This window comes from Methylophaga sp. F7 (assembly GCF_056863975.1).
Genome location: NZ_JBWPVL010000002.1, coordinates 155,597 through 175,857, shown reverse-complemented (window position 1 = coordinate 175,857; position 20,261 = coordinate 155,597). Strand labels below are relative to the sequence as shown.

General features: G+C 42.7%; 14 protein-coding genes, 3 pseudogenes and 1 riboswitch. Of the genes and pseudogenes, 8 read left to right on the top strand and 9 right to left on the bottom strand.

From position 1 onward, the window contains the following. Nucleotides 1-288: 288 nt before the first annotated feature. The 4 genes and pseudogenes from AC08OG_RS16150 to AC08OG_RS16135 all read right to left on the bottom strand — a co-directional run. Nucleotides 289-591: pseudogene (locus AC08OG_RS16150) on the bottom strand (four-helix bundle copper-binding protein); the annotation flags it as partial. An 83-nt stretch (nt 592-674) separates the two neighbouring features. Beyond that, nucleotides 675-959, bottom strand: coding sequence for a hypothetical protein (locus tag AC08OG_RS16145; protein ID WP_226069831.1), 285 nt, complete (start codon nt 957-959; stop codon nt 675-677). Between the two features lie 102 nt (nt 960-1,061). Then, nucleotides 1,062-1,313: a hypothetical protein gene (locus AC08OG_RS16140; RefSeq protein WP_226069830.1), complete on the bottom strand. Its 252-nt coding sequence runs from the start codon at nt 1,311-1,313 to the stop codon at nt 1,062-1,064. A 210-nt stretch (nt 1,314-1,523) separates the two neighbouring features. Further along, nucleotides 1,524-1,721 (bottom strand): hypothetical protein, encoded by a 198-nt coding sequence (locus AC08OG_RS16135; protein ID WP_304917937.1) that lies wholly within the window; start codon nt 1,719-1,721, stop codon nt 1,524-1,526. 1,303 nt (nt 1,722-3,024) lie between these two features. On the opposite strand from AC08OG_RS16135, the gene AC08OG_RS16130 reads away from it, so the two are divergent. Further along, nucleotides 3,025-4,104 (top strand): hypothetical protein, encoded by a 1,080-nt coding sequence (locus AC08OG_RS16130; RefSeq protein ID WP_482930605.1) that lies wholly within the window; start codon nt 3,025-3,027, stop codon nt 4,102-4,104. 69 nt (nt 4,105-4,173) lie between these two features. On the opposite strand, the gene AC08OG_RS16125 is transcribed toward AC08OG_RS16130, so the two are convergent. From AC08OG_RS16125 to AC08OG_RS16105, 5 genes are all read right to left on the bottom strand, one after another. Beyond that, the gene (locus AC08OG_RS16125; RefSeq protein ID WP_482930604.1) at nt 4,174-5,853 is read right to left on the bottom strand and encodes a hypothetical protein; all 1,680 of its coding nucleotides are present in this window, start codon (nt 5,851-5,853) and stop codon (nt 4,174-4,176) included. A 241-nt stretch (nt 5,854-6,094) separates the two neighbouring features. After that, entirely contained in the window at nt 6,095-6,625 is a 531-nt protein-coding gene (locus tag AC08OG_RS16120) for a hypothetical protein (RefSeq protein WP_482930603.1), read from the bottom strand. A 234-nt stretch (nt 6,626-6,859) separates the two neighbouring features. Beyond that, nucleotides 6,860-7,138 (bottom strand): DUF5983 family protein, encoded by a 279-nt coding sequence (locus tag AC08OG_RS16115; protein WP_300497074.1) that lies wholly within the window; start codon nt 7,136-7,138, stop codon nt 6,860-6,862. Nucleotides 7,139-7,674: 536 nt separating this feature from the next. Beyond that, complete coding sequence (locus AC08OG_RS16110; protein ID WP_292479026.1) at nt 7,675-7,899, bottom strand: hypothetical protein; 225 nt, start codon at nt 7,897-7,899, stop codon at nt 7,675-7,677. 152 nt (nt 7,900-8,051) lie between these two features. Beyond that, nucleotides 8,052-8,606: a hypothetical protein gene (locus tag AC08OG_RS16105; protein WP_292479027.1), complete on the bottom strand. Its 555-nt coding sequence runs from the start codon at nt 8,604-8,606 to the stop codon at nt 8,052-8,054. Continuing rightward, nucleotides 8,599-8,681: riboswitch (cyclic di-GMP riboswitch) on the bottom strand. Its footprint overlaps the gene before it by 8 nt. 1,306 nt (nt 8,682-9,987) lie before the next feature. Here AC08OG_RS16105 and AC08OG_RS16100 point away from each other — a divergent pair. The 7 genes and pseudogenes from AC08OG_RS16100 to AC08OG_RS16070 all read left to right on the top strand — a co-directional run bounded on the left by AC08OG_RS16100 (nt 9,988) and on the right by AC08OG_RS16070 (nt 19,328). Further along, the gene (locus AC08OG_RS16100; RefSeq protein WP_226069817.1) at nt 9,988-10,332 is read left to right on the top strand and encodes a hypothetical protein; all 345 of its coding nucleotides are present in this window, start codon (nt 9,988-9,990) and stop codon (nt 10,330-10,332) included. 64 nt (nt 10,333-10,396) lie between these two features. Next, on the top strand, nt 10,397-11,695 hold the full coding sequence (locus AC08OG_RS16095; RefSeq protein WP_292479029.1) for a TolC family protein: 1,299 nt from the start codon (nt 10,397-10,399) through the stop codon (nt 11,693-11,695). 23 nt (nt 11,696-11,718) lie between these two features. Further along, a complete protein-coding gene (locus tag AC08OG_RS16090; protein WP_296594202.1) occupies nt 11,719-12,822 on the top strand; it encodes an efflux RND transporter periplasmic adaptor subunit in 1,104 nt (367 codons plus the stop codon). A gap of 14 nt (nt 12,823-12,836) precedes the next feature. Beyond that, nucleotides 12,837-15,949 (top strand): annotated as a pseudogene (locus AC08OG_RS16085) (efflux RND transporter permease subunit). A gap of 73 nt (nt 15,950-16,022) precedes the next feature. Then, a pseudogene (locus AC08OG_RS16080) lies at nt 16,023-16,912 on the top strand (cation diffusion facilitator family transporter). Nucleotides 16,913-16,947: 35 nt separating this feature from the next. Continuing rightward, nucleotides 16,948-17,334, top strand: coding sequence for a diacylglycerol kinase (locus AC08OG_RS16075; protein ID WP_292411109.1), 387 nt, complete (start codon nt 16,948-16,950; stop codon nt 17,332-17,334). Then, nucleotides 17,316-19,328, top strand: coding sequence for an LTA synthase family protein (locus tag AC08OG_RS16070; protein ID WP_482930602.1), 2,013 nt, complete (start codon nt 17,316-17,318; stop codon nt 19,326-19,328). Before AC08OG_RS16075 ends, AC08OG_RS16070 begins: the two co-directional genes overlap by 19 nt. Nucleotides 19,329-20,261: the final 933 nt, after the last annotated feature.

The window sequence follows — 20,261 nt, the reverse complement described above, 5'->3', positions numbered from 1 at the left end:
GCTAGCTTTCCTTATGTGAGCTGTGTTGAGGCAAAAATCACATAATCAATATTTAAAGACTGACAACAAAATGGACTGTAACTCTGTGAGTCTTTCACACACATTGCACATGGATTACATATTCGTCATGTGGCCAGAACTCATCTGCAAGAAAAAATATTTCTTCAATACGTATTCTAGTGGTTGTTTTGCGTTCGCATAGCACGAACAGCAGTAAGGAGCTAGGTTTTTATGATGATAGACCGGCTGCTTCTTCTGTGAAGCAACCGGCATTCATCAGCGAACTTCTCAAGTCATCTGAGCCATGCGTCGACATTCCTCTGCGCACTTGCGGCAAGCCTCCGCGCAACGCTGACAATGCTCCATCGCATGCTGAGCGCATTCGTCGGCGCACGCTTCACAGATATCTGCACAAAGCCGACAGATCGCTTGGGCGAACTCGCTCCCACGTGCCATAAAACTGGCCGCCATCCGGCAGACCTCCGCGCAGTCCATGTCCAGTTTTATGCAGCGGGCCATTGCCTTGACATCTTGTTCTTCCAGGCATGACACAGCGCAGTGATCACATTCCGTAGCGCAGGCGTAGCATGCAGAATTTCGGTGCTGGAGTCATGGTGAAATAAAAAAACGCCCTCTGGAAAACCAGAGAGCGTTATGTTTTGAGCTTCACTTACTTAATGTCTTTGTTGGATTTTAATGAGTGCAGCCTGCTTCACTTGTTCAGCAAAACTATTGGCAACGGATTCATCAAGAAAATCCTCAAGCCACATTTCAGTGCCATCTTTGAGTACCCAGTATGTTCCATAGAATTTTGGTGTATTCGAGACATAAACATGTCCGTCACACTCCTCTACCCCAGAGACATCCATTTGGCCAGACCAGCCGTAAGGGATACTGACCAGCTTCTCTTCGACGGTAACGGTTTGGCCTTGATCAGTGATAAATTGAGATTGAGTCATAATATGCTCCATTCATTTATTTGAGGGCCGCACCCCCGCGAGGGAATGGTTACCCTCCGGGTTAAAAAATTCTCAACAGCGTACTGCTGAGATGTTGAAGGATTAAACGAAAAAACCGTTATAAATCCCCATTAAGCTGGTAGCCGTAAACCCCACTTGCATCACTAGCAGTGCGAAATAACGATTACTTATTGAAAATCGGATAAAGAAAAGATTTGAAATTAAAAAGAACACAAACCCAAACTCTGATCCAGGTGCCTGCATGGCAACCAAAAAAGCGCCCAGCAGTCCAAAAATTGAACCGGCAAACTCGCACCAGGTCATTTCTTTTGTTAAATTGAGAATTGCTTGCATAAGCTCCCCCTGAAAATGGAAAACTAAATGGCAGAAAAAAGAAAACTCTGAAAGTCATCCACGGCGGACGTGAAGATCTCGAAGTGCAAAAAGCAAACGAAATCTTAAAAGCGTTATTGGTGGATAAAGACAGAGATACTGCCTTTCAGATTGCAGAATCACTAAAGCCCCGTGGGGCTTTAGCTCTTACTGCAGATAAACAGCGGAAGCCTAAATAGAAACAAGAACTGGTTTAGCAGCTCTACGACGTTGCTCTTCAGCAATAGCCTCAATCGCAGCTTCAATTGTCTTTTTGCCAGCTGGTGTAGTCATACTGTCTGATAATAAAATCAGATCTTGCATGGTATCTTCCAACATTTGCTCAGACGATTCCTTAAAGCTTACTTCAAGAACATTGATTCTAGTCATGGTGTTACTCCTCAAATAAAAAAAAGGAGAACACTATGCCCATAAGGGAGTGTTCCCCTATGGGTGAATTATCTGCGTACAGATAATCAATTCAGTGACATCACCTGCTAACAGGTGAATAGTTGAGCGTCCACTTGGAGTGTTGGACGAGCACTTCATACCTGACTAATGAAAGTCAGGTACAAAAATCGTTATAGTGAATATAGTGCTTACTCTCATGCAAGTCAAAGCAAGACAGAGATCTAGTTCACAAGATAAAATCTTTTTCTTAGTTCCTATCGTTCTGAGTAACTGAATTTGTAGGGTTGTAGGTTTTCAGGACAGATACTCTTATAGATGGCATATAGGTTTTGGGGACAGCTCGCTAAGTTACTGTATATATTGGTAATTGGTTGTAGGTTTTGCGGATAATTACTGGGATCAGAGACATATAGGTTTTCAGGACACATCTATAAGTACCTGATTTTATAGTCTTTAGGTTATAGGTTTTGCGGACAATTCTCTTAGAACAAACTGTCATATGAGACTTGTATTGGCTATTTTGTTATTCAAAGCTGTTTTAGTTCTCAATTCTCGCTTAAGCTTCTGATCGAAAGGCAGTTAATATTGATTTTTTCTATGCATTCTTACCATATAGGTTTTCAGGACACTCTGCTAACTCACTGTTTATTATCAATATTGGTGGTAGGTTTTGCGGACAATTAATCGCATTGATGTAAGTTTTTGATAACCGATTTCTGTGGTTATAGGTTTTGGGGACATTTTGAATATCAAAAACTCCAAGAAGCTCTAACTTTATCAATGATAGGTTGTAGGTTTTCGGGACAATTGAGCGGTCGACAGTGGATGATTTTGCGCGAGGGTTATAGGTTTTCAGGACTGTTCAAAATCACACCTGATATAGGTTTTCGGGATTTTTGTTATAGGTTTTCAGGATTCGATTAGTTATCCACAGTGTTATGTAAAATAAAATGCCTTATTTTAAGCGTTTTGGTTATAGGTTCTTGGGATCAGCGTTGTAGGTTTTCAGGATATTGATTGGGAAAAGTTATAGGTTTCCGGGACAAGGTATGTTTAGAAAGCTTCAAAATGGGAGATGGTTATAGGTTTCCGGGACTTTTCGTGCTGTAACTTATTGAATAAGAATGTTTTATTTCTCTATCCTCTCCTCTATACCTCTTAATCTTTTATTGTAAGCTTAGAAATATGATGAAAGGGGTTGCGGTGTTTTTTTTATGTGTCATCATCCAGTGCTATATTTTTCGATAACGGATATCAGCTGAAATTCAGTCAAGGCCATTAGATGAGTGAACAAACTAAAAACAGCGCCCGCACAATACTTGACCAATTGAATGATTCCAATAGAATTGTTCCAGGTTTACCAGAAAGAAATAAAAATCATGATCTTTTTGCAACTCTGCTTGGTCCCTCTGGTGACACTGAACAGCTCTCAAATCTACTGAGCTTTTGGGATTCAATCCCACGATATAGCGTTTCTAGACAAATTCAAGCTTCGATGAGAAGTGAATCCGGAACCCTTCCAATTCTCCGAAAAGAATTTCAATCCCCTGCAGGTGAAGAATGCGAAATGGAGTTAAAGCCTGCACGTATTGAGCTAAATGGTGAAGAAATAGACTTCTACCCATCAGAGACAGAAGAACTCATCGAAGACATTCTAAGAAAGATATTTCTTCAACAAAGTCACGGCATCCATGATTCAAACCGTGAAGAATCTTGGTGTAAGTTCTCAATTAACATGATTATCAAGGAACTCAAGACATTCAACAAAAAACGAAGTCTTGATGAGGTAAAACAAGCATTAGAAATAATGGAAAACTGTCGTCTAACAATTACAGTCAATGGCAAGCAAGCATACAGTTCCAATATTCTGTCAGATAAACTATTAGCGGATAGAGCTTCATACCTTCGAGATCCAAACGCATTGTCAGCTGTAAAGTTTTCCTCTCTAATCAGTCGAGCAATCAATAAATTCGATTATCGACAGTATAACTATGCAGATGCTATGAGCCTTAAACAACCACTAGCACGATGGTTATTCAAACGATTGGCAGATAGATTTATCAATGCAGGCCTGGATGCACCTGCATACAAAACAATCTTTTCACAAGTGGATAGAGATTCAGGTCTGATGCATCATAAACGGGTCACACGCCGTATTGAAAAACTTAAAGACGCTATTGAAGAACTGGTAGATCATAAGATACTTCGCACTTATGAGATGCAAGCAATTAAAGAAGACGGAAAAATTGCTGATGCAGTATTTATGCTTTATGCATCTGGTGGTTTCATTAGAGAAATGAAAGCAGCTAATGCCAGACAAAGAATAATCAGAGAAGAGGCGAAGAAGTTATCAATGAGATAAACCACTCCCCGAAGAGAGTGATCTCCCAACGGGTAGTGATTATTTAGTAAGCACCGTAGTACTTACCTCTTATGCTGCATTGTCCAACTCAGACAAGGTTACCTTTTCAGGCACTCCATTTTCATTAAACGTAACCTGCAGCTGACGGCCTTGCAGTGAAAACTGACTAAGACCACTTGTGCGAAGCATGGAAAGCACCCCCATTTCCACTGATTGGTTCAGTGAATAGAGTAATGCCTGGAACTGTTCGATATCATAATTACAACCTGACTCATCAAATTGATCATTTGAGTCAATATAATTGCATATGATACGAATATTGCTTCCATTCAAAGCACCGCTTGGGATAAACATAAAGTCTTCATTAACTGCAAAGCAGTCATTTTGGACAGTTACCTCACCCATTGGTCCGTTTATGACCAGCGATTCACATGTTTGATAATCGAAACAGCCGTAGCCAGAATAATGACCTTCCTTTCCGGGCTTATTTACCGTTATAGTCAGATCTTCATCTTCAATTTCAAACAACCATTCATGTATCCAATGGTCTTTGTGTAGCATGGACAGCGAGCCCATATCAGCGCACAACACCTCACGGTGATAGGCGTACTGATGCGGTCTGAAGTAGTCATAACCATGATCGTTATTAAAAAACACGATCTTCTGGCCAATCGACTCCAGTTTTTGCCTTGTCATTCCATTTATCGATGAGGTGTAGTCATATCTGCTGTATGAATCATTCTCAGGCAAAGATGACACTGTAAATAAAACCCCATCTGGCAGGACATCCATATCATTGAGCAGATCCAAACACTCCCACGATTTTAGGGCGCGCTGGAACTTACTGGCAAACATGGCTGGTTCCAATATACCTTTCAGCTCAATAAACTTTTTTCGCCACAGCTCTTTTAAAACTGTTTCGATTTTTCCGCTCTGAACTGCCTGATCTATCAGAACATCTCTGTCCGGCATCCGCACATCAAATTGCAACTCATCAAGATGGATAATGTTACCAGGGCGTTCACGATATGAATGCTCCTCCCCCCAGATACTATCGACTGGCAATCCTTGATAAAACAAATGACTCACCTTCGTGCCATAGTCCCTGTAATAATTACCGGGCTTGCCAATGATCGAGTCATCGTCAAACTCGGACATTGCACAGAAACCAATCGGCGTTTCGGTAAAATTCAGTTCAGCTTTATCAAGGCTATATGGCCGTTCCAATTCAGTGCCGTCATAAAAGACCGGAATTGAAAACCCTTTGGCCAGACGCTTTAATAAAAGCTCAATCCGGCTGGCATTGTTTTCATCGCTGATTTCGTAGCCATACAGTGCGATTCTGGTACCTGATGTCACATCGCTCTGAAACACAGATATTTCAAGACCATTCAAAATGTCCTGTGTATATGCTTCAAAGCCATAGCCATTCGATTCCACTCGCAGCCGATCACAGTAGTAAAGCATTGAGAAGCTGCCCATACCGAAGGCACCTTCTTTCTGAATTACTTCTTCTGACCAGCCTGAACCTGCCAAAGTCAGAAAATCAGCTAAATCACGAATTCCCTGGCCATCATCAACAATGAGCAGCGCGTCTTCATCCAAATACGAAAACTCTACTTTGCTTGCACCTGCCCGGCGGGCATTTTGCATCGCTTCAGAGAGTACGCAGCCAGGTGAAGTAAACGCATTTTTCAGCTTGCTGATAATGCTTTCATTGGTTTGCACTTTGATTACTTGGTTTTGCATGATGGATCTCCTAAATACAAATAAAAAAGGGAGATCCACCAACCCCTTTGAGGGAATGATAAATCCCCCAGAGGGTGAAACCTGCCTTAACTGCGTACAGCAAAGACGTTGAGGCCGGTTTTGGTGAGTCCGGCTGACTCTTCAAGACAACAAATTTGTTGCCAAGAATCTGGTATTCCGAAACACCTGGTTAGATGTTTTGGAATACCCCCTTCTTAAAGAAGGGAGTATTTAGAACCAATCAGTGATTAGCTCCTCTTATCTCGGCCTGTCCGAGTTGTCTGGCGTTCATACGAAACAACATACCATCGGGCTGTCTGTTGACATACCAGCCACGACGACTACCGGCAGGTCTATCTAACCGATAATCAGTTCCACCATACTGAACAACCATTCCGGCTTCATAGCTACGTTTAGCCTTCTGTCGCTTGCTTTTGTGATAAGCCACTACTCGCTTACGCCATTGGCCATCATAACTATCCGGGTTTGGCTCACTGGCTTCTTTCAAAAATGAAATCGGACAGTTCACTTCGACCGGGCCACACGAAGCAGTCAGGTCCTTATAGCCCCAACCATCCTCACGGCCACTTTGCATCATATCAAGACCAATCCAGATTTCTCCGGTCGTTTTCAGTTTGGCCAAGTACCAGTGGTTGTTACCCACTACACTGGACTTTAAGAGTTCTTGATTTTCGCCAAAGCGATATGAATCAGTAAGATACTCGACCAATTGTTTTTTTGATCGCCATTGCGTTGAATAGCTCCATCCCATGACTGCTTCTCCAATAATAAAAAAAGGGGAGGCACCCGTCCCCCATAAGGGAAGGTTACTTCCCCTATGGGTTTTTGAGATTCCAAACAGCGTACTGCTTGGACATTGAGGCCGGTTTTAAATAAGTCCGGCTGACTTATCAAATAGATAGTTTTTGGCTATCTACTGGATATCTATTCCGAAACGTACTCTGTGAATACGCTTTGGAATACCCCTGTTGCCAGGGGTAATGTTCTACCAGTCGTGCTGGTCTAACTCTGGGATGGCCTCGGCATCTGAATCCAGTTCAATCATTTCAAAATTATTGTTAAATGCGAACTCAATAACTTTGCAGAGTGAAGGACTGTAATCTCCTCGGAGGTTTCCTGCCAAATCGTTCATATACAGCTTAATAAAGAAGCCGGATTCACGCTCCATCACCATATTGGTCTGAAACGCTGCAATGCGTAATGCATTGATATCGGCCTGCTCAATATGAGAAGTACTTAAAGCGATCACTGGATAGGTTTCCACATTGATTTCCTTGGGATCGACACCTCATACGGAAGAGCCGATCTCCGTGTGGGTTTGGAAAGCCAATGATGTATGGCTAATATAATAGACAAAAAAAGCAGGCAAAAGCCCTTTTTAGCCCCTTTCGTGTTGTTGCCCAGTGTAACTCATTTATTTGAGTAAACCCAACAGACTTCAATTAGTGCATTCAATTAACAAACAATTACTTTCAAATGATCTCATAAGGGTGATTGTGCTATCCAAAGATGAAGCTTTAGCAGAAAGCATCATTAAGATACTTAAATACAGGGATATTTTTAAACCGTTAAATCAATCTACTCATCAAACAGATGATTTCTAAATTAATGATCTGCCATGTGTTAAATACACGATTATCTACGAACACTTCTGAAACGTTCTGGCGTATAGGTAAGGCTAGCCGCCTCTTCTAACGATAAATGCTGTATGGTAATTAAATTGGCATTTACATGCCTAGTCATCTCAACCAATATATTGAAATTTTCTTAACTATGATCAGGAGACAAGAGTCTCACCGGTCAAAGCAGTAATCGAATCCCATTTGCTGCGATTTCAATGATGTTTATCTTTGTTTCATTTACAGCTTTTATTCTCAGAGCCCATTTATAGGTAATAATGTCTTTAACAGCAATTTCGATATTGAGTTTCTGCTCACCAGAAGCTATATAGCCAATTAAACTGCTTCCAAATATTTCCGACTCAAAATCTAACTCTGGAAAAATATCTATCTTGATACATCCCATAACGCAAACTCCATAATGTTAGGAATGAAGCAATTGATTCTGACCCTTTTGGTTTTTGAACTCTGGTACTTTTGATATTGTTTTTCGTTAATAAAAAGTCATCCGGTATTAACCGGATGACACTTATTCAATTAAAAATAAAGCTTAATGTTTTAGTTTTTTGCCATTTTACGACGTAGACCTAAAAAACCAAGCAAGGCTGGTGCGAATAAAAACAATGCTGCTGGTACTGGCAATTCTGAGGGCAGTGCTGCAATGCTCAAATCAAATGAACCAGCCGCACCCGGCATAGGATTAAAAAATGCTGTTTGTCCAGCAAATAACATTCTCGTGAAGGTCAAGCTTGATGATGTTATGGCGAAAGATTCCACTGGAGTAATCATTCCACTGATAGGTTGAGAAAAAGTAACTCTGCCAGGAGTCGCAGGTAAGTTATTAAACGAGAAGTCAAATTTCACCAATGTGTCAACATCACTAGTCACACCAGTGGTGAGAAGAAAAGCGCCTACAAAAGCACTGTAAGTTGCAGCGACCGATACGTTATTACTACCGTTATTGGTAATAGTGTAGGGAGAGGTTACTGTTGGCGTTACGTTAATTGATGCCGCATTAGCTGAAATGCTGAACATTAGTGCAGTAATAAAAAAGAGTGTTTTTTCATAGCATAAGTCCTTAACATTAAGAAAAAAGAAAATGGTGCAATGCAACCCGGCTATCTTTCTTTACTTTAAAGACCCGAAGCTTTCCGTCCTCATTTCACAACGAGTTTGGCGTCTGGTTCAAGTAGAATTTCAAAATTACTTCAATTAAGGACACCATGACATGCTTTTTACGTCTAATCAAACTGTACTTTGGTACAATATAACGCATCTTAATTTTTAGTATAAATTCCTGTTGTTTTTTGTAATAAAGAAGCGAAATCGGGGCAACTATCGTGATAAGTTTTATTTCATATAATCATTTTTTCAATTAGACAAAAGCTTATCGCTAGAAAGTGGTTACGTTAAGGTAAGACATCCTCAATTGGTCTCACCTCCATATCTCAAAGGCCGCTTTCATCAAACACGAATTGCTGAAGCATCTGTCAGAGTGGCCAGCCGAACAGATTGGGTTGCATAGTTTAGTGGTAAGGTTGAAGACATCACCAAATGATTGCTTAGACCTACAAATCAAAACGCATATTGGTGATGTTCACCCCTCTCTACTTGATGTCGAACACTTTTGTGAGCGAATGGTCATCAGCTCGATTGACCGTGCCTGGCGTCGGCTTTCTAAATTACTCACCTCATCCAACTGAAAGATAATAAAGCCCCAGCAAACTCTTCGGAATGGAAAGCCAAACCGGACCACAGAAACCTGGGCGTTAATTCGAGATAATGCGCCGGCAAACGATATCGTCAAAGTTCGTAACCCGCGTGTCAGTCGTTTAGTGACAGTGATTGTATGAACAATAAAATGAAGATGAAAAGATTAATGAATAAAATCATATTATCGCTATTCGCTGGGTTACTCATCTTGGTCTAAGCACTGGCAGATCCAGAATCATTTGAACAAGCAAGAGCTGAGCTTCGTGATCATGTTTATCATGACCAGAATCGTAATGGATCATTAGGAACACTCTATTGTAGCTGTGACTTGGACTGCCGAGGTCGACCACGTGGTGCTGTTGACGCCAAAAGTGTGGGTACCAAGTCAGAAAACAGAAGCTTCGTGTTGAACGCAATGAGTTCGAGCACATATTAAGTAGACTTAGCAACATGCTATCTATTCATAATTAGCTGCTTTAGTTGAAAATATGAATACATAACACTTTCTGAATTTCTATAGCTCAAGATCTTTCAGCCAATACATTTCTCTCGCCTTAGTATTAGCGAATTATAGTGCCTTAGTTTTGTTTATAGATCCGGAGACCCCGAGCATAAGATCTCATACACTATTCAAAATCATCACAAACTTTGTGTTTGTTACATAAAAACAGTGACAGACTCTCACAGACCCAGCAGAGAACTTTTAATTTTGCTAATCTTTTGGGAACTAAGTTATTATGTTGTTAACTAAGACATCAGAATCCATTAATAAAATTAACGAATGTCAGTAAAATTAATTATCAACATGCTCATCTTTATGATTGTGATGCAATCAGGCATAGTTGCGGCTGACATTCATACATATGATTCCAAGACATCACAAGAACATCAGCTTGTTCTTGATGATTCCAATGCAATTCAACAAGCGAACAATGCGTCTTCGCATGATGCACAAAGTACTGGCGATTGTGATTTTTGTATGCATTGTCAGTGTTCACATTTTATCGCCATCTTTAATATTGATGGAATTAATGTTGCTGCTATTCCATACAATTATTTCAACCTCCACCCTAGATCGCCAAAACCTGACTTTACAGTCAGTATGTACCGCCCTCCGAGATCTTGAACTGCTGATGTTTTTGCGGACTTAACGTAAGTCCGTTGTTTGCAGTTAAACAGGATCTAATTTCATGAAAATACACTTTGATCGCACTACAAATGTGCGTGCGCCTGCTATCCGTGCATTGCTTTGTTCGATGCTGGTTGCCTTTTCTGTCTCACCGGTTATTGCCGATAACATTCAACAAACGAAAACGTTGAGTTTAAACGAGGCCATGCAACAAACACTGGCGCAACATCCGGCATTACAGGTTTTTCCAATTCGACAGCAACAACTTGAAGCCCAGAAAAAAACGGCCAATCTCAAACCGGCATATGTTGTTGGTGCTGAGATTGAAAATTTCGCTGGCACTAGAGAACTAAGCGGTATCAAGTCACTGGAAACCACGGTCACTCTCTCCTCTGTCGTTGAACTGGGTGATAAAAGATTGTCCCGTGTTGAACTGGTGGAACAACAAAGTGATGTTGTCCGTGTTGATCGCAAAATAAAAGCGTTGGACTTGCTAGGTCAGGTAACACGACAATTTATTAAAGTGCTCAATAGCCAGGAGCGTGTAAAGCTAGCCGAGACGGGGCTGGAACTGGCGCAAACAACATTAACAGAAGTTAATAAACGTGTAGGTGCTGCCGTCGCGGCTGAAGCAGATTTGGGCCGCGCCGAAGCTTCTGTTAATCAGGCTGAACTGATATTGGCTGCCGAAAAACGTCAGCTGGAAGCCAACAAAGTGGTACTCGCTAATTTGTGGGGGAGTTATCAACCTAATTTTGAGACCGCCACAGGCTCATTGTTTGCCTTTAGCGAGGCCATGTCATTTGAAGCCTTATTTAATCAGGCCCAGCAAAATCCGCAACTGGAACGTTTCGCTGCAGAAACGCGGGTTCGTGATGCACAAGTACGTCTTGCCAGAACTCAGCAAGTTGCAGATCTGACCTGGTCAGTTGGGATCAGGCGAGATGAAGGACTGAATGATTCGGCGTTAGTTGCTGGTGTGTCAGTGCCTTTGTTCAGCCGCCAGCGAGCGCAAGGGGATATTGAATCAGCATTGGCCGCGCGTAATGAAGTCAGCTATCGCCGTCAAGATATGCTGTTACAACTTCATGCTCAGCTTTATCGGGCCTATTCCGGGCGTGAACAAGCAATTGCAAGTATTTCCAAGTTGCAACAACAGATTATCCCCAAACTCACTAAAAGTCTGGAGCAAACGCAAACCGGTTATCAACGGGGACTCTACAGTTATCTGGAATTTCTTACCGTCAGACAAGACCTGCTAGGTGCCAGACGTAGTGTCATTGAGGCTGCAACGGCTGCATTGCTATATCAGACAGAAATCGAACAACTCACCGCCGAACCGCTAACAGCTGCAGAGTAAGCAATATGAATCAGGACAAAACTATGTTTAATAAATCACATTTCGTTTTTTTACCCATGCGCAGCCTACTATCAGTAGCAGCGCTAATATTGCTCATCATGTCACCTGCCATTGCTGAAGATGGTCATGCGCATGAGGCTCCTCAATCAGATCAACAAGCACAAGCCCAGCTAGCAGAATCAAATCAGCAGCATGATCATGAGATAACACATGATAAAGATAACCATGATGAATCGATGCCAAAAGAGGATGAACATGATCATAGCGCTGAATCAAAACCCGAAGAAGAAGGGCATGCTCACGACGCTGAGGATGAAGGTAGTGAGCATGTAGAAATGGATGACGGTATGGCTCAAAAACACGGTGTGGTAACTGCAGAAGTTACAGCCGGACAAATATCGGTCACCTCCAAACTCTACGGTAGAGTGGTTTTATCACCTGATGAGATAAGTCAAGTCAGAGCACGTTTTCCGGGTCAAATCACCCGCGTTTATGTGAATTTTGGTGATTCTGTCAAAAAAGGTCAGCTATTAGCCAGTGTTGAGTCAAACAACAGCTTACAGAGTTATAACGTAACCGCGCCCATCTCAGGTGTCATTACAGCAAAAGATGCCAATACCGGCGAAGTCGCGGCAGATCAAAGTTTGTTTACGATCACGAATACCCAATCACTTTGGGCTGAACTCAAAGTCTTTCCAGGACAGGCCATGAATATAAAACCCGGTCAGAAAGTGCGTCTGTTACATAACAACACATTTTATGAATCGACGATAAAGCAACTGGTGCCAAGCAAAGATGATGCCCCTTATCGGATTGCCCGCGTTGCACTTGATAATCAGCAGCAAGTCTGGTTTCCGGGTTTGCTCGTTGAGGCTGAAGCCATTACCGAGCAAACAGAAGTCAAACTAAGAATTCCTAACAGTGCCATACAACAGTTTGAAGGCGCATCAGTCGCTTTTGTCAAAGTAGGTAATCAATATCAAGTCAGGCCATTACAACTGGGTCTTAATGATGGTCAATTCAGTGAGGTTATATCCGGACTCCGGCAGGGCGATGACATCGTCGCTGAAAATAGCTATCTGATTAAAGCTGATCTGGAAAAAGCCGGCGCAGCTCACGCTCACTGATTTAGGAAACAGACATGATTAATAATATTTTAAGTCTCTCAATCGAGAGACGTGGCCTGATGTTGTCAATGATATTTCTTATCATTGGCCTTGGGATCTGGAGCTTTCAGAAGCTGCCGATTGATGCGGTGCCTGATATCACCAACGTACAGGTGCAGATCAATACCAGAGCACCCGGGTATTCGCCGCTGGAATCTGAACAACGCATCACTTATCCCATCGAGAGAGCGATCGCCGGACTGCCGGATCTTGATTACACCCGATCCATCTCTCGCTATGGATTATCACAAGTCACCGTGATATTTGAAGAAGGCACCGATCTGTATTTTGCGCGTAATCTTATTAATAACCGTTTGGCAGTGATAAAAGGCTCACTGCCACAGGGTATTGAACCGGAGATGGGACCTATCGCGACCGGGCTGGGTGAAATTGTCATGTACACAATTACCGCAGAACCTGATGCCAGGCAACCTGATGGCAGTTCATATGATCCTACCGATTTACGAGTGCTTCAGGACTGGGTCATTCAACCCCGGCTGGAGCGGGTAAAAGGGGTCACAGAAGTCAATGTTAACGGTGGTTATCAAAAGCAATTTCATGTTCAGCCGGATCCAGCGAAATTGCTGAATTTTGGCGTGTCCCTCAGTGATCTGAAACAGGCGCTGATGCAAAACAATGATAATCGGGGCGCCGGTTATATTGAACGTTATGGGCAGCAGATTTTGGTTCGATCGCCAGGACAGCTTAAATCCATCGATGATATTGGTCAGGTGGTAGTGAAAAATATCGATGATCGGCCGGTGCTCGTCAAAGATGTGGCCGACGTTGTGATTGGTAAGCCGTTGCGCAGTGGTGCGGGAACACGTGATGGTAAAGAGACGGTTGTCGGCACAGTTATGATGTTGTTTGGAGAAAATTCACGTGAAGTTGCTGCGACTGTGACTCGTGAAATGGCGGAGATTCAATCGTCATTACCGGAGGGCGTCATACTGGAAGCGGTATACGATCGCACCACCTTGGTCGATAAAGCCGTTGCCACGGTTGAAAAAAATCTGCTTGAAGGTGCTTTGCTGGTTATCGTTGTGTTGTTTCTGTTGTTAGGCAATATCCGCGCGGCCTTAATCACGGCTGCAGTTATACCACTATCAATGATGGCAACGATTACTGGAATGGTACAGGCAGGTATTTCTGCCAATTTGATGAGTATGGGGGCACTTGATTTTGGCCTGATTGTCGATGGTGCGGTAATTATTGTTGAGAACTCTATCCGAAGATTATCTATGGCACAAAAACAAAACGGTGGAGTGTTGCCTGTTAAAGAACGCTTAAATGTCGTTTATGAGGCCACCAATGAAGTGATACGCCCAAGCTTATTTGGCGTCATGATTATCACGATTGTCTATATCCCATTATTCTCATTGACAGGGGTTGAAGGCAAGATGTTTGAGCCAATGGCTGCCACAGTAGTTATTGCATTACTATCTGCCATGGTTTTTACGCTGACTATCGTGCCGGCTGCCATCGCTATGTTTATGGGGGGCGAATCACTGAAAAAGAAAGTTTTATCATCAGTGGTGCCAAATGGCTTTACCGGCCAGTGTTGCTGCTCAGCCTCAAATTGCGTTGGCTGCTGATGCTTTTGGCTGTTGTGTTGGTTGCTTTGTCTGTCAACATGGCCAGCAAAATGGGCTCGGAATTTATTCCGCAACTGAACGAAGGTGATATTGCCTTACATGCACTGCGAACGATCGGTACCAGCCTTGAGCAATCTATCAAAATGCAGGAACAGCTTGAACAGCGGCTCAAAACTTTCCCACAGGTAGATAAGGTGATTGCCAAAATCGGTACACCAGAAGTCGCGACTGATCCGATGCCGCCTAATGTGGCCGATACATTTCTTATACTTAAGCCTAGGAGTGAATGGCCGGATCCGGAATTACCTAAAAGCGAACTACTTGCAGAAATTGAAGCGGCGGTTACCCAATTACCAGGTAACAACTATGAGTTTACCCAACCGATTGAGATGCGCTTTAACGAGTTAATTTCAGGCGTTCGTGCGGATTTGGGTATTAAAGTTTTCGGCGATGATTTGGACTTGATTAAGCAAAATGCAGAGGCGGTTCTGGCTGTGATTCAGGAGATCCCCGGCGCTGCTGATGCCCGGCTGGAACAGGTCGATGATATGCCTATGCTGACCATTGAACCCAAACGTATGGCCATGTCACGTTATGGTCTTAATGTTGATGATTTGCAAAACATGTTATCAACCGCCGTTGGCGGTGGCGAAGTTGGCCTGATCTATGATGGCGATCGGCGCTTTGATCTGGTGGTGCGGTTGCCTGAAGAAATTAGACAAGACATACCCGCCTTGTCAAATCTGCCCGTGAGTTTACCTGGTGGTGATTACGTACCTTTGTCTGAAGTCGCAACCATCGAATTAACGGAGGCGCCGAGTCAGATTTCCAGAGAAAACGCCAAACGGCGTGTCGTGGTCACCAGCAATGTCAGAGGCCGGGATCTGGGCTCTTTTGTAGAAGAAGCTCAACAGCGTATTGCTGAGCAAGTGCAATTACCACCCGGTTATTGGATCGAATACGGTGGAACCTATGAACAACTGCAATCAGCCAGTCAACGACTGTCGATTGTGGTACCGGTTACGTTGGTTATCATTATGGGCCTGCTGATTACCTTGTTTGGTTCATTTCGTGATGCAGCGATTATCTTCACTGGTGTGCCATTGGCATTAACTGGTGGGGTGCTGGCGCTCTGGCTGCGAGATATGCCGCTATCTATTTCCGCAGGGGTTGGTTTTATTGCACTCTCGGGTGTTGCGGTGTTAAACGGTCTCGTCATGTTGTCATTCATCAGGGATTACTGGCACCGGCACGGCGATCTGCACAAAGCAATCGTTGATGGTGCAATGACTCGGTTACGGCCAGTATTGATGACGGCTCTGGTAGCAAGTCTCGGTTTTGTGCCGATGGCACTCAATACCGGTACCGGGGCTGAGGTGCAAAGGCCACTGGCAACGGTCGTCATTGGCGGAATTATTTCGTCAACCTTGCTAACACTGGTGGTGTTGCCGGCACTTTACCGGATAGTGCACGGCCGTGGAAAATCAAGATAAAACATGGCGGCCTGTATTGGCCGCCAACCTTTCCTGAGTTTATCAATAAACAAAAACATAAAGGTATATCTCTATGCATACACATCATCAAGAGGATGGTGCTTCTGATAAAAGGATTGCAACGGCTTTTTTTCTAAATGTTAGTTTTACCATCATTGAATTCATCGGTGGCTGGCTAACCAACAGCACAGCAATTATGGCTGATGCTGTTCACGATCTTGGTGACAGTCTGTCTATCGGCAGTGCCTGGTTTTTGAACCGCGCAGGCAATAAATCTGCTAATTCTGTGTTCACCTATGGTTATCGACGCTTGTCTCTTTTTGGTGCTCTGATAAACGGCTTGGTATTAATCGCTGGCTCAATATGGGTGTTGAGTGAAGCAATACCACGTTTGGCCGATCCAGTAATGCCGGTTACCGAAGGTATGCTGGCATTGGCCGTATTGGGGGTTACTGTTAATGGGTTTGCGGCTTATCGGCTGAGTAAAGGGACGTCTCTTAATGAAAAAATACTCAACTGGCATTTATTAGAAGATGTATTAGGTTGGCTGGCTGTGTTGATCATTTCCATCATTCTGCAGTTTGCCGACTGGCCGATTTTAGATCCGCTTTTATCCATTGGTTTTACGCTATTCATCTTGTTTAATGTTGTTCGTAATTTGTGGGTGACCGGTAAATTGTTTTTTCAGGCAGTGCCCGATAAAGCGCTGCATGATGAGATCAAAAAACTCTTGTCAGCATTGAGGGTGTCAATGAGGTACATCATTTACATCTTTGGTCACTTGATGGTGAACACCATGTCCTCACTGCACACCTGACACTTAATAACGATAATGTCTCTTCTGAAAATTACCTGGCTATGAAACAAACGATTGCCGAGTCTTTATCTCAATATGATCTAGATCACACCACGATAGAGCTTGAGCTGAATCAGGAGCATTGCAGAGATTTTAGTGACCATTAAACAGCATCTCAATAACATTTTACGCAAATAAAAAAATGACAATTATTAATATCCAACCTAAAAAGTTCACTGGTTTCAAACGTATGCTTTGGGCCACTTTTTATTCATACAAAGGGTTGCATTCTGCACTGCGTCACGAAGTTGCTTTTCGTCAGGAATTTATTGCCTTTGTCTTATTATTGCCAGTTGTGTTCTGGATAGACTTTACCGCTATTGAGCGGTTTATATTAATTGCCAGCATGATCGCTGTAATGGTCGTCGAGTTGATCAACTCAGCAATTGAATCGACGCTGGATAGAGTCAGTTTGGAGCATCACTTATTAACCGGTCGGGCCAAAGATTATGGATCACTGGCTGTCTTACTTACCCTTATTATTTCAATCACAGCATGGACATTATTGCTATGGCACAGATTTTTTTGAATTCAAACGAAAAAGATATATTCACAAAATCACCCTCACTGCTCGGACCTTACCGCATTTTATTTCAGGTTCTGCTTATTGGGCTTCTTATTCTCTCGCTATCAAGATTAGGGCTTGTTGTATGGCAGTGGGATCGGGTATCGGCAGCAATTGATCTGCCATCACTATTCATTCAGGGGCTCAGAGCTGATCTCATTATTATGGGTATGCTTATTGCGCCACTGATGTTGTTGATGCCGCTACTGGTCAATAAATTAACCTGGCAATTATGGCAAAAGTTGGTGTGGTTCTGGAGTTTAATGATCATTGTTTTGATCATTTTTATGGAGTCTGCCACACCGACATTTATTGTTCAGTATGACTTGCGTCCGAACAGACTCTTTGTCGAATACTTACAATATCCAAAAGAAGTTTTCTCAACCTTGTGGGAAGGTTTTCGTCTGCCACTTATTCTCGGGGTTGTTTTCACTATATTAGCTGGCTGTTTCACGAATCGGCTGTTACAGCATTGGTTAAAACAATATCATTTGGACTGGCCGGTTTGGCGTGTTTGGCTGACTTGGCCGCTTATGGTTCTCATCCTAGTAGTCATGATCCGGTCTACTTTTTCGCATCGTCCAGCCAATCCGGCAATGTTTGCAATCACTTCGGATGCTATGGTCAATAGCCTAGTCATTAACTCAACCTGGTCAGTGTATTTTGCTATTTACAACATGAAGCATGAAGCAGAAGCCGGAGAAGTCTATGGTACGCTTACTGATGAACAAATTATGCAGGAAATGAGCGAGAATTATCCTTGGCTTGATAATGATCCAAATGCACCCTTTCCAACTATCAATAAGCGCCCCGCGACAGTTGAAAGAGATATACCACTTAACCTGGTTATCATTCTTGAAGAAAGCTTGGGTGCCACTTTCGTCAAGTCTTTGGGTGGGGAGTATTCCGTAACACCAGAACTGGAAAAACTGAAAAATGAGGGTTGGTGGTTTGAACAACTTTATGCAACCGGTACGCGTTCAGTAAGAGGAATTGAAGCCACGATAACGGGTTTTTTGCCCTCGCCCGCAAGAAGCGTAGTAAAACTTTCTTTATCACAACAGAATTTTTTCACTATTGCAGATTTATTGGGTCAACGTGGCTACAAAACTGAATTTATTTATGGCGGGCAATCTCACTTCGATAACATGGCTAACTTCTTTATTGGAAATGGCTTTCAATCTATCATTGACCAAAATGATTACGTTGATCCACTCTTCGTAGGCAGTTGGGGGGTCTCAGATGAAGATCTATTCAATATGGCGCATAAACGGATCGTTCAAGCGAACCTGAGTAACCAACCGTACTTTAGTTTAGTTTTCACCTCCAGCAACCATTCGCCATACGAATTCCCTGATGGAAAGATCGATCTGCATTCGGCCGAGAAACAAACTGATTTGAATGCTGTTAAGTATGCAGATTATGCTTTGGGACAATTCTTTAACACAGCTATGAAAAGTGATTATTGGGACAATACACTCTTTTTGCTGATTGCTGATCATGATTTGAATGTTTATGGAAATGCACTTGTGCCGATAGAACGTTTTCAAATCCCGGGTCTCATTTTAGGGGCTGATATAAAACCAAAACATATCAAGACGGTGGCGAGCCAGATTGATATGGCGCCTACTTTACTATCACTGATGGGCATCAGCGCTGAGACACCAATGATAGGCAGAGATTTGAGCCGTCCAGCCGAGCAGCAGTCACCCGGCAGGGCAATGATGCAATTTGCCGATTATTTTGCCCTGTTGCAAGGTGAGAAGGTGACCATTTTACGCCCTCAAAAGAAAGCTCTGGCTGGGCAGTATGTTCTCAAAAAGCGTCAACTAGAGCTCAAAGGTCCGGCAAATAGAGAGGATGCTAACGAAGCATTAGCACATGTATTACTACCTTCTTGGCTATACCGTCAGCAACGTTACGATATGCCTGTTGGGCATCCATCAAACAAAAATTAGCATTTCTCATCCTATTATGCAGTTATTGATTGGCCGCATTACAGATAAGGATTTCTATGTTATTAATGTTGTTATATTAATCATGATATTGAGTATTTACTTATTATTGATCCCTTTTTGCACGATTTAAATTAGTTCTATGTTTGGGTAATTTATTCTCATCCACACATGAAGTTTGGAAATTTAAAACCATGACTAGATTAATTTATTACGTAGAATCAAATCTCGTTTGGTTTGTCATTATTGTGGCTTGGATTGGTATTACCTGAGGCGGGTAAATATTTCCAACCACTAATTGGGCTATTACTTGCTGCATTAATGTTTATTATCAGCCGACTTTTGATGCCCATGCCGTGCGATTAGTGCTTCGTAAACCTTCAAGGCAATTTTTAGCGCTGATTCTAGTCTACGGCCCAATGTCGCTTGCCGGACTACTGACCGGCCGATTTTTTTTTGCAGGGGTTCGTTGGCTATGGGTCAAACTTTGCTTGGCACCCACAGATGTATCATCTCCGTTGTTAGTGTTGATGGCGCGAGGCAATGTTGCCCTGGCTGACGTTTTTAATGCCGTAAATACTGCTTTATCCCCTTTCATTGTTCCTCTGCTTTTTTTATAGCTGACGGGCATTCAACTGGAAGTATCACTTGACACCATTATTTTCGAATTAGTGTTGGTTGTTCTCGTTTCCACCATTTTGGGAGTGAGTTTGCGAACAAAGTTTTCAGCATTTTTTTCACGTCGTGATTCGGCTTATGCAGGAATTGGCACATTTCTTTATCTTCTGATATTGCTCACTATATTAAGCCCAAATGCAGAAACTATTATTGGCTGTGGTTGGTAAGCTTTTGTTATTGCTGCTGCAGCTTTATGTCTGAATCTGATTGGTTATCTGGTAGGAATGACCACCTCACGTCTGATAACCACAGGTCGAA

Bases quoted from the DNA above. Each gene is read 5' to 3' on its own strand.
- AC08OG_RS16070 (WP_482930602.1), top strand. From the start codon at position 17,316: ATGGCACAGATTTTTTTGAATTCAAACGAAAAAGATATATTCACAAAA.
- AC08OG_RS16125 (WP_482930604.1), bottom strand. From the start codon at position 5,853: ATGCAAAACCAAGTAATCAAAGTGCAAACCAATGAAAGCATTATCAGC.
- AC08OG_RS16090 (WP_296594202.1), top strand. From the start codon at position 11,719: ATGTTTAATAAATCACATTTCGTTTTTTTACCCATGCGCAGCCTACTA.
- AC08OG_RS16130 (WP_482930605.1), top strand. From the start codon at position 3,025: ATGAGTGAACAAACTAAAAACAGCGCCCGCACAATACTTGACCAATTG.
- AC08OG_RS16135 (WP_304917937.1), bottom strand. From the start codon at position 1,721: ATGACTAGAATCAATGTTCTTGAAGTAAGCTTTAAGGAATCGTCTGAG.
- AC08OG_RS16075 (WP_292411109.1), top strand. From the start codon at position 16,948: ATGACAATTATTAATATCCAACCTAAAAAGTTCACTGGTTTCAAACGT.
- AC08OG_RS16095 (WP_292479029.1), top strand. From the start codon at position 10,397: ATGAAAATACACTTTGATCGCACTACAAATGTGCGTGCGCCTGCTATC.
- AC08OG_RS16120 (WP_482930603.1), bottom strand. From the start codon at position 6,625: ATGGGATGGAGCTATTCAACGCAATGGCGATCAAAAAAACAATTGGTC.
- AC08OG_RS16145 (WP_226069831.1), bottom strand. From the start codon at position 959: ATGACTCAATCTCAATTTATCACTGATCAAGGCCAAACCGTTACCGTC.
- AC08OG_RS16140 (WP_226069830.1), bottom strand. From the start codon at position 1,313: ATGCAAGCAATTCTCAATTTAACAAAAGAAATGACCTGGTGCGAGTTT.
- AC08OG_RS16110 (WP_292479026.1), bottom strand. From the start codon at position 7,899: ATGGGATGTATCAAGATAGATATTTTTCCAGAGTTAGATTTTGAGTCG.
- AC08OG_RS16100 (WP_226069817.1), top strand. From the start codon at position 9,988: ATGTCAGTAAAATTAATTATCAACATGCTCATCTTTATGATTGTGATG.